Below are 12,396 nucleotides of genomic sequence, written 5' to 3' on the forward strand. Positions count from 1 at the left end.
CGGGGAACCAGAAGGAGGAACGAGGATATGGGCGAGCTGATCCTGGACCTCGTTCCCGTCGCTCTCGGCGTGGTGCTGAGTCCGCTCGCCATCATGGCGCTCGTCGCCGTCCTGCTCTCGCGGAATGCCCGCGCCAACGGGATCGCGTATCTGTTCGGCTGGTTCCTCGGGCTCGCCGGCCTCATGGCCTTGTTCCTCTGGCTGTTCCCCGTGCTGGAGGTGCATCAACGCGGGGAGCCGCCCCTGTGGGTCCCCCTCGTGCGTCTGCTCGTCGGCCTCTTCCTGGTGGTCGCTGCCGTCTGGGTGTATCGGAAGGGCCGCGCACACGTCCAGCGGATGGCGGCGGCTTCGACCCCGCGCGATGTCGTCGCCGCGTCGCCCCAGCTGCCCGGCTGGCTGCACTCGGTCGAGTCGTTCCGCCCTGGGCGCACGTTCCTCCTCGGCATCGGGCTCTTCGTGCTCAACCCGGTCGACGCGTCGTGCGCCATCCTCGCCGCCCTCGACATCACCCTGTCCGACGTGGATGCGGCCGCGGGGCTCTGGATCGCTGCGGCGTTCGTCGTGGTGGGGACTCTCCCGATCGCGCTTCCGGCGGTGTACGTCGTCGTGCGCGGCCGCGATGCTGAGCCGCTGCTCGACCGGGTACGAACGTGGATCGCCGGGAACACCCACGTCCTCAATGCGGCGCTGCTCCTCGTGATCGGCGCTCTCCAGCTGCAGAAGGCACTCGCGGGTCTGCTCTGACTGACCGACGTCGCCCCTCCGACGGGCCGTTCCCGCGAAGCATCGGGGATCACCCTGATGAAGGTCGCACTCCCCCGGTGACAGCAGCCATCGCGCCGCAGTACTGTGCGGATAGACATCGTTCCGACAGGTGAAGGGAATCGGCAATGGCTCGCGACTTCCAGGGCAAGATCGAACTCGACGTGCGCGACTCGGTCGCGGATTGGGACGCCTACCGGGCGTCGACGCCACCGGCCGGGGCACCGAACGTACTGGTCGTGCTCTACGACGACACCGGCATGGCGGCGTGGTCGCCGTACGGTGGGCGGATCAACATGCCCACCATGGATCGGCTTGCCCAGAACGGCCTCACCTACTCGCAGTGGCACACGACCGCACTGTGTTCGCCGACGCGCTCGACATTCCTGACCGGACGAAACCATCACCTCAACGGGTTCGCCACGATCTCCGAGTCCTCCACCGGGTTCCCGGGATACAACTCCCACATCCCCGATTCGAACGTCACCATGGCGCACGTGCTGCGCGACGCCGGATGGTCGACGTTCTGGGTCGGAAAGAACCACAACGTGCCGATCGACGAATGGACGGCAGGCGCCTCGAAGAAGCACTGGCCGCTGGCGCAGGGCTACGACCGGTTCTACGGCTTCATCGGCGGCGAGACCAACAATTGGTACCCGTCGTTGGCCGAGGACAATCACTACATCGATCAGCCGTACCTCCCCGAGCAGGGCTATCACCTGTCGAAGGATCTCGCCGACCAGGCGCTCACGATGATCCGCGATGTCAAGCAGACCGAGCCGGACAAGCCCTGGTACCTCTGGTTCTGCCCGGGTGCGAATCACGCTCCCCACCACGCCCCGCAGGAGTACATCGACAAGTACAAGGGCCAGTTCGACGACGGCTACGAGGCATACCGCGGCTGGGTGCTGGGCCGGATGATCGAGAAGGGGATCGTCCCGGCGGACACCGACCTGACGGCGCTGAACCCGATGCCCGACGGCACGTTCAACCCGACGGACGAGGTGCGCCCCTGGGACTCGCTGAACGCCGAGGAGAAGGCGATGTTCTCCCGTATGGCCGAGGTGTACGCGGGCTTCAGCGAGTACACCGACTCCCAGGTCGGCCGCATCGTCGACTACCTCGAGGAGTCGGGCCAGCTCGACAACACCCTCATCCTCTACTGCGCCGACAACGGCGCTTCCGGCGAGGGCAGCCCGAACGGCTCGGTCAACGAAGGCAAGATCTTCGGCGGCTACCCAGACGACGAGGCCGAGAACCTCCGACTCGTCGACAAGCTCGGCTCCCCCGACACCTACAACCACTACCCCACCGGATGGGCGGCAGCCTTCTCCACCCCGTACAAGATGTTCAAGCGCTACACGTACCAGGGAGGCGTCTGCGACCCGCTCGTGATCCACTGGCCGGCCGGGATCAAGGCTCGAGGAGAGGTGCGGCATCAGTATCACCACTCCACCGACATCGTGCCCACGATCCTCGAGGCCTGCGGGGTGGAGTTCCCCGACGTCTACAACGGCGTCGCACAGACCCCTCTCTCCGGTGTGTCGATGGCGTACTCCTTCGACGCCGAACCGGAAGGTCCGACCGAGAAGAAGACGCAGTACTACGAGATGCTCGGTCAGCGCGGCATCTGGCATGAGGGTTGGAAGGCCGTCGCCGTCCACGGGCCCATGAGCGGCGTCAGCAACTTCGACCAGGACGAGTGGGAGCTCTATCACACGGACGTCGACCGAGCTGAAGCGAAGAACCTCGCCGAGGAGCATCCCGACAAGCTCGAAGAGCTCAAGGCACTCTGGATGGAGGAGGCGAAGGCCAACAACGTGCTTCCGCTGAACGACCTGCAGATCATCGGCAACCCGAAGGACTTCGAGACGTTCGTCGGCATGGAGTTCCACCAGCCCGCACCGCCCTCGGGACAGTTCGTCTACTACCCGGGCACGAGCGAGGTACCCGAACGGTCCGCCGCGAACACGCACGGCGTCTCGTACAAGATCGCCGCCGAGGTCGAGTTCACCCCCGAGACGGAGGGCGTCATCTTCGCCCACGGTTCCCGGTTCGGCGGGCACGCGCTCGTCGTGAAGGACGGCCAGGTGCATTACGTGTACAACTTCCTCGGCATCCCGCCCGAAGACCGCGTCTCGGCCCCGGTGCCGACCTCAGGCACGCACATCATCGGCGTCGAGTTCACGAAGGAGGGCATGGGCGAGCACCGTGAAGGCGTCGGTCCGGTGAAGCTGTACATCGACGATCAGGTGGTCGGCGAAAAGCGCATCCGCACGGTCCTCGGGCACTTCTCACTCTGTGGCGAGGGACTGACGATCGGCCGGGACAGTGCCGACCCCGTCTCGTCCCTGTACGGCTACGGGTTCGACTTCGCCGGCGGTGAGATCACGAAGGTCGTGTTCGACATCGCCGACGACGCCTACCTCGACCTCGAAGCGCACCTGGCGGGCGGCTCTGGCGCGCGACTGATCACCTGCCCCACGGCGGCCGCGAGCGCTACTCGATCCCGAGTGCGTGAGCGGCCGCCGTCACGCTGTCCCGGTCCGAGACCCCGAGCTTGCGGTAGATGTTCCGCACGTGCGTCTTGACGGTGTTCGGGGAGATGAACTCCTGCTGAGCGATCTGACGCAGCGTCGCGTTACGGCTCAACGCCAGCAGCACGATGCGCTCGCGATGGGTGAGCGGCTCGTCCACGAGCAGTCCCGCCGCCGCGAGCCGCTCCCGGACGACGTCGGCGAAGCGGGTCCGGGTTCCGGGCGTCGCCCGGGCACCGAGCAGCCGGAGCACAGCGGGATCGGCTGCGGCGAGACGGCGGACGTGCTCTTCGGACTCGGCCAACGTCAGCGCCAGTGACAGAGAAGCCTGAGCCCGCTCCGAGTCACCGCCGTGCACGTCGAGCGCCGCCGCCACCAGCCAGGCATCGACCATCGAAGCCGGCAGCGCGCACGCCGTCGAGCCGTCCAGAACGGGGGCGAGGATCTCGCGCGCCAGCGCGTGCCGATGGTCGTGCAGCGCCGCGATCGCACGGAGGACGCCCACCTCGCCGCTCGCGCCGAGGGCACGCTCGATGTCGGCGATGAACAGATCCCGCAGATGGGGCTCTCCCAGACGGTCGAACGCATGCACGGCGAACACGCCCAACATCGCATACCAGTGCGGAGGAAGCGGCATGTCGTCGCGAGGGACGAGAGTTTCGAGCAGCGTGGTGGCGGCCGCGCGCGGATCCGCGGCGTCGTCGGTGTCGAGCAGCGCCATCAGCCCGCTCAGCCCCCTCGAGATCGCGGGTTCGGAACCCGAGTCGATGATCGCTGCCGCTGCGCGCATCGCCTGCTCCGCGTCGATCGCCTGCAGGCGTTCATACGGCACCCAGCACCGCCACACCCTGGTCACCTCGTAGAAGACATCGTCGGGCTCACCGAGTTCGCGCCACCTGTCGTCCAGTCGCACCCCGGCGATGAGGACGTCGCGCATCCTGCCCCGGAAGAGCGCGCTGGTGTTCAGGACGGCGGACGCCTGGAGTTCTGCCGAGACCACGCCGACCGCGCGAGCTTGATCAGCGGCCGAGCGGGCATAGCGCTCTGCGCGGTCGAGGTGACCGACGTACAGCTCGCCCATCGCCGCCTGCAGAAAGGCGTAGGTGTCGAGCTGGGACTCCCCGGTGACGGTGTCGAACGCGCGTCCGAGTCGGTCGAGGGCCTGCGCGATGCCTCCGCGGCGCACGGCGGTGTGCAGATCGAGGCCGGTCAGCCACTGACGACTCACGGCCGACCCGTCCTCGTCGCGCAACGTCGCGAGGAAGGTGGCCGCGGCGGAGGCATCGCCCCGTGCGAGCTCCGCTGCCGCGGTCAGCATCTGCACCGCGGGATCCGCCCGCAGCGGAGCGGGCATCACCCTGATTGCCTCCGCCACCTCGCACGCATGACCCGTCAGGATCAGCTGCATCCCGCACCGACGCAGGATCACGGCCATGCACGCCGGATCCGAGCTCCGCATGGCGTGTCGCAGGGCGGGGAGATGCGCCTGCTGTTCGGCGAACCACTCGGCCGTGTCCTTCTCGAGACGCTCGACGACCGCCCGCCCCCGGTCCCGCAGGCGTGCGGCGAGGAACTCCCGCAGCAGCGGGTGATAGTGGTACCAGACGGGGTCCACGCCCCGCCTGCCCATCAGCACGCTGAGCTGGATGAGTCTCTCGACGAGGGCGGCGGCGGGAGCACCGGGCGACAGCCGGTACGCGAGGTCGAGCGAGAACGCCTCCGGGACAGAGGTGAAGAGAAGGAATTCCGTCAACTCCTCGTCCAGATCGCCGAAGACCTCCTCGAGGAAGTAGTCGACAAGCGCGGGCGCGTCCCCGCGGAGCGGTGCGTCCGTGGCGTCGCGGTGCTCCAGCCCGGCGAGCACCATGAGGCGGAGTCCCGCGGCCCACCCCTCGGTCCGATGAAGGATCGTCGTGATCTCTCCCTGCGAGACGGTGATCCCGCTGGCGCGGAAGAGCGACCGCACCTCTGCGGGGGTGAACGCCAGATCGGCGTTGTCGAGTTCGAGCGCGATTCCGGCGATACGACGCCGCGCGACGCGGATCAGCCGGGTGCCGCGCCCGGAGAGCACGACGTGCGCATTGCCGGGGACCGCATGGACGAACGCCGACAGCATGTCGGCCAGCTCCGGCCCCCCGATCAGGTGAACATCGTCGAAGACGACCGCGATGCGTCGAGGGGTCACCCGCAGCGCCCGGGCAAGGGATCGCGCCGTGTCGTCCGATGCCGTTCGAGGAACCTTCGCCAGGCTCTCGTGAAGCCGCTCGTCTTCGATCTCTTCGAGCGCTGCACGAAGAGGCGAGAGATCGACGTCGCCCCGCTGGCACGATATCCATACGACCTCGGTGTCCGTGCCGGATGCCAGTGCCTCCGCCCACTGGAGGAGCAGCCTGGTCTTCCCCGCTCCGGCCGGTGCGGTGACGAGGGTCAGCGTCCAGGGTTCGTCCATGGCAGCCGTGAGTCGGTCGAGCAGCCGCGGTCGCGCCACGTCGTCGCCGCCCACCGCCGGGACAAGCGCTCTCCACGCATCGTCGCCGCTGATGCTCTCCGTCATGGGAACCCCCCGGTCCAACGCTCGACGCCAGGTCAGCAGATATCCGCAGTATGGCACCGCGTTGAGAGGGCCTCAAGCACTTCCGAGGGGACCAAGGTCTAGACCGTGGTCGACCTCCGTCGCCGGGCGAGCAGCGAAAGCAGAGACGGCACGACCGCGCCGAAGAAGAGTGCCAGCCCGACACCGAGAAGCGTCTCCACTGCCCGCTCGACGAATCGTGCTCCCGGCGACTCCGTGGAATTCACGAGGATGAAGGTCAGCGCGATGAAGGTCGTGAATCCCGGAGCGACGTACCAACGGCTCTCCTGGGTCGCGCACAGGGCACCGACGACGACGCCGACCACGAGGCCGATCAGGAGATCTCCCGGCGCGAGGAGCGCGAAAGCGGCAGCGGCGAAGGCACCGACGAGCACCGAGATCGCACGCCCGATGCTGCGCGAGATGAGTTGCCCGCGCGCCGGACGCATCACCAGCAGCACCGCCGCCGTCGCCCAGCCGACGTGCTGCAGATCGAGGAGGAAGCCCACCGCGGCGGCGATCGCGGCCGCAGCACCGAGCAGGAGCCCGTAGACCAGCATCGCCCGGCCTCGAGGCACAGGTGCTGCGGGCGGCGGCGGGTCATCTCGCTCCGGCCAGAACACCGAGATGAGCCACGCGTACAGCGATCCCGCCACCATGCACGCTGCGAGTCCGACGGCAGCGGGTGACCAGGGGAAGCTCAGGCCGATGCCGATCATCGGCAGGACGAGGATCAGTACGAGCTGGGCCAGTCGCCCGCGGACCGCATTGACGCACGCGAGCACGGCCGCGCCGAAGACTGCGGCGACCGCGACGGCGGGCACGGTCGCGAGCACTGAGCCCACGAGCAGCCCGACCGCACTGAGACCGCCGACGAGGAGGATGACCGCGCGACTGTGTCGCCGCGGCGGAAGCCGGAACGCCGCCGCGGGAAGCACACCGACGGCAAGGGCGAGACCGAGCGTCGAACTGAAGGGAGCGACGGCCATGGCGGGCAGGGCGAAGGCGATGCCGAGACCGAATCTCGCCCACCGCCAGGTCAGGCCGACCCGGTCGTCCACCCTGACCGCCTCGCCGACGTCATCCGAAGGCCTCTTCGCATGCCCGTCCCCCTGTTCGCCCATGTCGACGGCGGCCTGCGCCGCGCACCCTCGCGGCCCAGCCTAGGCACGGCTCGACCGGCCGTCAGCGCGCTTCGTCGACTTCACCAGGGTGAACGGCGCCTCCCGGCGCTTCTGCGCGGCGGGCGGCGATGGCCACATCCATCCCTTCCCGAACCGTGTCATGCACGCGGCCGACGGACCGCAGGGCGGTGAACCACGCCGTGCGCCCGGCGACTTCTGCCGCCGGGGCGGGGAGAGCCGCCAGGTGGAGCGTCGTGTTGCGCTGGGAGAGCTCGCGGTCGAGGTCCTCGAGCGCCTCGAGCACGGTGATCGTCATGACGTCCTGCTGCCTCATCCCGAGCACGAGGGCGGCGATCGCCTCCTCCTCGCCGTCGACGATCTCGAGGAGCCTGCGCTCATTGACCAGCGCGTTCGCGGTGTACAGCCCTCGCTCCAAGTGGACGCCGAGCACCCCGCCGATCTGTCCCACCACGCGGATCTTCGGGATGTTCGCTTCACGCAACACGAGGATCAGCGTCACCACGACTCCGACGGCCACGGCCGACAGCAGTCCTGCTGTGAGTCCGATGATCGCGACCGAGAGCGCGATCCAGAAGTCCATCCGACTGATGCGGGCCCAGCGCACCAGCTCCGGGATGTTGATGAGGCCCGCGACGGCGACGAAGACCATCGCGGCCAGAGTGGCTTCGGGCATCAGGCTGAGCACCGGCCCGAGGAACAGGGCGACCAGCACGGCGAGCACGACCGTGACGACAGTCGCGATCTGGGAACGTGCCCCGGCGCTCTGATTGACCGCGCTCTGCGAGAACCCGCCCGCCGCAGGCATGGTGCCGAAGACGGAGCCGATCGCGTTCGCCGCACCGGTCGCGAAGAGCTCCTGGTCACTGTCGATCTGCGGTTCGGCCGCGGTGCGAAGGCTCCGAGCGACCGCCGCGGACTCGAGGAACGCCATCACCGCGATCGCGAGGGCGCCGGGAACGAGCGCCGTCGCCTGTGTCAGGTCGGGCAGTCCGGGAACGGGCAGGCCGCTCGGAACGGCGGCGATGAGACCCACGCCGAGTCGGTCGATGCCGCCGAGCCAGACCAGGAGAATGCCCCCGACCACGACGACGAGGGTGCCGGGGGCCTTCGGCGCCCAGCGCTTCAGGACGACCAGCAGCACCACCGAGCCTGCCGACAGCGCGGCTGTCGGCCAGTTGACACTGCCGAACGCCTCCCCGACGGCGGCCAACGATCGGAAGAACCCGTGCCCCGAGAAATTGTCGGTCTCGCCCAGCAACTTCGGTAGCTGCCCGACGGCCACCGTCGCTCCGACGCCGATCTTGAGACCGAGCACGGTGGCGCCGCTGATGTTCTCGACGAGGGAGCCGAGTCGGCAGAGCCGGGCGAGGAGCAGGATCACCCCGACCAGCAGCGTCAGCATCATCAGTGAGCCGATCGCGTCCTCCGCGCCGGCGGCGATCCCCGCGGACACGAGGGTCGTCGCCGTGAGGGTCGCGATCGTCGAGGTCGTCGAGACACTCATAGCCCGGCTGCCGCCGAGGCACGCGTAGACGAGCATCGGCACGATGCAGGTGTATAACCCGACCTGAACCGGAAGGTTCGCGATGGTCGCGTACGCCATCGCCTGCGGGATCACCACCGCGCCCGCGGAGAGTCCGGCGATCACGTCTCGCACGATCCACTTGCTCCGATAGCCCGCAAGTGTGTTGAACAGCCAGGTCGGTCTGGTCACTGCGTTCCCCCGCTTCAGAATGGTCGTCTGGCCGAGCGTACTGCGGGCGGGTCTCGCCGTGCGGCGCATCTCACCCGGCCGGGGTGGCCGGCCACCCGGTCCGTTCCGACGACACTCATGATCCACTTAAGTTGTGCACAACTTAATTGCGTGCGATACTCGATAGATGGTCATGACGGATGAGATGGTGTGCTTCTCGCTGTACTCCGCTTCGCGGGCGACCACGCAGGCGTACCGCGCCCTGTTGGCTCCCTGGGGGCTGACCTACCCGCAGTACCTGGTTCTGGCCGCACTGTGGATCGAAGGCGAGCAGACGATCGGCTCGCTCGGCGCACTGATGCACCTCGACTCCGGCACGCTCTCCCCCCTCGTCCGTCGGCTGGAACAGGCCGGCCTCGTCACTCGGGTCCGCGGCGAGGCCGACGAACGGGTCGTGACCGTGCAGCTCACAGCGCGCGCGCAGGCGCTTCGCACCGAAGTCGCCCCGATCCACAGCGTGGTCGCCGAAGCCGCCGGGCTGAGCGACGACGAGCGTCGCCGCGAGCTCATCAGCGAATTGCACGACATCACCGAACGCCTCCAGCGCCTCACAGCCGACCTCGCCGCGCCTGCACCCGCGGACGACACCCACTGAATCCCTCCACCCAGAACGGAAAGAACATGCGCGCACTCATCCACCAGACGTTCGGCGATCCCGAGCAGGTCCTCCGGATCGAAGACCGCCCCCTGCCGGAGCCCGGAGCCGGGCAGGTTCGTCTGCGGACGGTCCTCTCCCCCATCCACAACCACGATCTGTGGACCGTCCGCGGCACCTACGGGTTCAAGCCCGAACTCCCCGCCGCGTCGGGCACCGAGGCGCTCGGTGTCGTCGACGCCCTCGGCTCGGGCGTCGAACACCTGACCGTCGGTCAGCGCGTCGCGACGGGTGGCACTTTCGGTGCGTGGTCCGAGTACTTCCTCGCGAACGCCGCCGGTCTGATCCCCGTGCCCGACGCGCTCTCCGATGAAGACGCCGCGCAGCTGGTCTCGATGCCGTTCAGCACCATCACCCTGCTGCGCTTCCTCGACGTAAAGCCGGGCGAATGGATCGTTCAGAACGCGGCGAACGGTGCCGTGGGCCGGATGCTCGCGCAGCTCGGTGCCGCACGCGGCATCAACGTCGTCGGGCTCGTCCGCCGCACCGCGGGCGTCGACGAGCTCCGCACGCAGGGTATCGAAGGCGTCGTCGCCACGGATCAGGACGACTGGCGGGAGCAGGTCGCACGCCTCACCGGTGGCGCGCCGATCGTGGCGGGCGTCGACTCGGTCGGCGGCTCTTCGGCCGGCGACGTGCTCTCGCTCCTCGCCGAGGGCGGCACACTCGTGGCCTTCGGAGCGATGGACTCCCCCGTCATGGAGATCGCCTCGTCCGACGTCATCTTCAAGCAGGCCACGGTCAAGGGCTTCTGGGGCAGCAAGGTCATGCCCAGCCTCGACCCCGGCACGCGGGGCGAGCTGTTCGGAGAGCTCGTCCAGCGCGTCACCGACGGCACCGTGACCCTTCCCGTGGCCGGCGTCTTCGACGCCGCCGACATCGGCGCGGCCGTGCAGGCGAGCAACACCGCCGGTCGCATCGGCAAGGTGCTTCTGCGCTTCTGATCCGCTCCTCGACACCGGGGTTCCGCATGTCGGAGCCCCGGTGCAGAGTATGGGCATGGAGATCACACTCGCCAGCCCTGAGGGCCTCGTCGTCAGCCCCGCATTCAGCCACGTCGCCGTCGTGCCCCCGGGCGCGACCACGATCTACGTCGGCGGCCAGAACGGCGTCGACTCCACCGGAGCGGTCGTCTCTGCAGATGCCGGCGAGCAATCGCTGCGCGCCGTCGAGAACGCCCGCATCGCCCTCGAGTCCGCCGGCGCAGGACTCGACGATGTGATCAGCTGGACGGTCTTGATCCATCAGGACGCCGACCTGCGCGCGGCCTACGGAGCCGTCGCCTCGAAGCTCGCGCGCGAGGGCGCACCGCCCCTGGTCACCGCTGCGATCGTGGCCGGTCTCGGAGTTCCCGGAGCGCTCATCGAGGTCAGCGCTGTGGCTGCCGTCATCCGCGAGTGATCCCAGCGCGGGCCCGCGTCCGGTGCATTCGCGAGGCTCAGATCCGGCCGCGAACCGGCGTCCGCTCCGCAGCGTCGCCCTCGTCCGGCATCGTCATCTCGGCCCGCACGCCGAGAAGGCGAACCTCTCGCTCGGCGTCGAGCGTCTCGGCGAGCGCGAGGGCGGCCGCCACGAACTCCTCGCGATCGTTCGTCGGCCCGGAGAGTTTGCGACCGAAGGTCTTCGTCTCGAAGGGGGCGTATCGCACCTTGAGGTGCGCCCGGACGACGGGCCGGCCTTCGGCGGCGCAGTCGTCGAACGCCTGGACGGCCAGCTCCCGGACGGCAGCGGTGACCTGCTCGGCCGTCGTGAGGTTCTGCTGATAGGTCGTCTCGCGGCTGTGGCTGCGCGCGACCCACGGAGTGTCATCGACGACGCTCGGTCCGAGCCCCGAGCCGAGCCCGTGATACCAGACGCCCATCCGCGGGCCGAACTCCGCGACGAGCGTCTGCTCATCGGCGTCCGCGAGCTCTCGGACCGTCTCGATCCCGTGGCCAGCCAGTCGCTTCTGCACCTTCGAGCCGACTCCCCAGAGATCGCGGGTCGGTTTGTCGCCCATGACCTCGAACCAGTTCTCGGCCGTCAGCCGGAACACACCCCGTGGTTTACCGAACTCGGTCGCGATCTTCGCGCGCACCTTGTTGTCCCCGATGCCCACCGAGCAGTGCAGCTCGGTCGCGGCCAGCACGGCTGCCTGTGCCGCGCTCGCGACCCGCTCCGGGTCATCCGTCGTCACCCCGAGGAAGCACTCGTCCCACCCGATGACCTCGAGCACCACGTCCGGCAGCGACCGGAGCGCAGCCATCACCTCCCCGGACGCGACCGCATAGGCCTCCTGATCCACGGGCAGGAAGACGGCGTTCTCCGGAGCTTTGCGCGCCGCGATCTTGAGCGGCATACCGGAGCCGATGCCGTAGGCGCGCGCTTCGTAGGAGGCGGTCGACACGACCGCGCGCTCCGTGGGGTCACCGCGTCCGCCCACGATCACCGGGCGTCCGGCGAGTTCGGGTCTGCGCAGCACCTCTACCGCGGCGATGAACTGATCCATGTCCACGTGCAGTACCCAGTCGGCCATGCAACGAGTGTGACGGTTGCGGACCAGCCTGTCACCCCGCGACGCGCATCCGGCCGGTCGGCGCTCAGCCGATCGCGACACCGATCGCTGTGCCCACCACGGCCAGCAGCGGGAGCGTCCCCTGCATCACGGCGGCACGCGCCTTCGTACGGTCCGAGAGGATGAGCACGAGTGCGGCGGCGAGCATCATCGCGGTGCCGGCGAACACCAGCGTGAGTCCGACGGTCTCCGATCCGACGATCACGAGGCCGATGCCGAGCAGGGTCGTCAGCGCCAGGAAGAGGTTGTAGAAGCCCTGGTTGAAGGCGAGCTGCTTCATGGTGACGGCGTCCGCCTCGCTGGCGACACCGAAGATCTTCCTCGTCTCCGGATCGGTCCACCGCAGCGACTCGAGCGCGAAGATGAACACGTGGAACGCAGCGGCTGCTGCAGCGAGGACGAGACCGACGATGAGCAT

At 68.6% G+C, this 12,396-nt stretch carries 10 protein-coding genes; 5 read left to right on the plus strand and 5 right to left on the minus strand.

Annotated elements, in window-relative coordinates; all coding sequences use genetic code 11:
* Window positions 1-27 precede the first annotated feature (27 nt).
* Window positions 28-744, plus strand: a complete 717-nt coding sequence (locus AC6CHX_RS04425; protein ID WP_498271766.1) for a GAP family protein — start codon at window positions 28-30, stop codon at window positions 742-744.
* A 146-nt stretch (window positions 745-890) separates the two neighbouring features.
* Window positions 891-3,353 (plus strand): arylsulfatase, encoded by a 2,463-nt coding sequence (locus tag AC6CHX_RS04430; RefSeq protein WP_498271767.1) that lies wholly within the window; start codon window positions 891-893, stop codon window positions 3,351-3,353.
* Here AC6CHX_RS04430 and AC6CHX_RS04435 read toward each other — a convergent pair.
* From AC6CHX_RS04435 to AC6CHX_RS04445, 3 genes are all read right to left on the minus strand, one after another.
* Complete coding sequence (locus AC6CHX_RS04435; RefSeq protein ID WP_498271768.1) at window positions 3,262-5,853, minus strand: winged helix-turn-helix domain-containing protein; 2,592 nt, start codon at window positions 5,851-5,853, stop codon at window positions 3,262-3,264. The two genes, AC6CHX_RS04430 and AC6CHX_RS04435, sit on opposite strands and share 92 nt — an antisense overlap.
* Window positions 5,854-5,951: 98 nt before the next feature.
* Window positions 5,952-6,932 carry an FUSC family protein gene (locus AC6CHX_RS04440; protein ID WP_498271769.1) on the minus strand — a complete coding sequence of 327 codons (981 nt, stop codon included), beginning with the start codon at window positions 6,930-6,932 and terminating at the stop codon, window positions 5,952-5,954.
* 124 nt (window positions 6,933-7,056) lie between these two features.
* Window positions 7,057-8,730, minus strand: a complete 1,674-nt coding sequence (locus AC6CHX_RS04445) for a SulP family inorganic anion transporter (RefSeq protein WP_498271770.1) — start codon at window positions 8,728-8,730, stop codon at window positions 7,057-7,059.
* Between the two features lie 166 nt (window positions 8,731-8,896).
* Between AC6CHX_RS04445 and AC6CHX_RS04450 the strand changes: the two genes are divergently transcribed.
* Genes AC6CHX_RS04450 through AC6CHX_RS04460 form a run of 3 tightly spaced genes read left to right on the plus strand, consistent with a single transcriptional unit; the run spans window position 8,897 to window position 10,825 of the window.
* Window positions 8,897-9,364 (plus strand): MarR family winged helix-turn-helix transcriptional regulator, encoded by a 468-nt coding sequence (locus tag AC6CHX_RS04450; protein WP_498271771.1) that lies wholly within the window; start codon window positions 8,897-8,899, stop codon window positions 9,362-9,364.
* A gap of 26 nt (window positions 9,365-9,390) precedes the next feature.
* Window positions 9,391-10,368: a zinc-binding dehydrogenase gene (locus AC6CHX_RS04455; protein WP_498271772.1), complete on the plus strand. Its 978-nt coding sequence runs from the start codon at window positions 9,391-9,393 to the stop codon at window positions 10,366-10,368.
* A gap of 55 nt (window positions 10,369-10,423) precedes the next feature.
* Window positions 10,424-10,825 (plus strand): RidA family protein, encoded by a 402-nt coding sequence (locus AC6CHX_RS04460; protein WP_498271773.1) that lies wholly within the window; start codon window positions 10,424-10,426, stop codon window positions 10,823-10,825.
* 37 nt (window positions 10,826-10,862) lie between these two features.
* Here AC6CHX_RS04460 and AC6CHX_RS04465 read toward each other — a convergent pair whose 3' ends face one another.
* On the minus strand, window positions 10,863-11,939 hold the full coding sequence (locus AC6CHX_RS04465; RefSeq protein WP_498271774.1) for a DNA polymerase IV: 1,077 nt from the start codon (window positions 11,937-11,939) through the stop codon (window positions 10,863-10,865).
* 64 nt (window positions 11,940-12,003) lie between these two features.
* Window positions 12,004-12,396, minus strand: a complete 393-nt coding sequence (locus AC6CHX_RS04470; protein ID WP_498271775.1) for a DUF1304 domain-containing protein — start codon at window positions 12,394-12,396, stop codon at window positions 12,004-12,006.

The sequence above is a fragment of the Microbacterium sp. GQ128 genome (assembly GCF_059758615.1).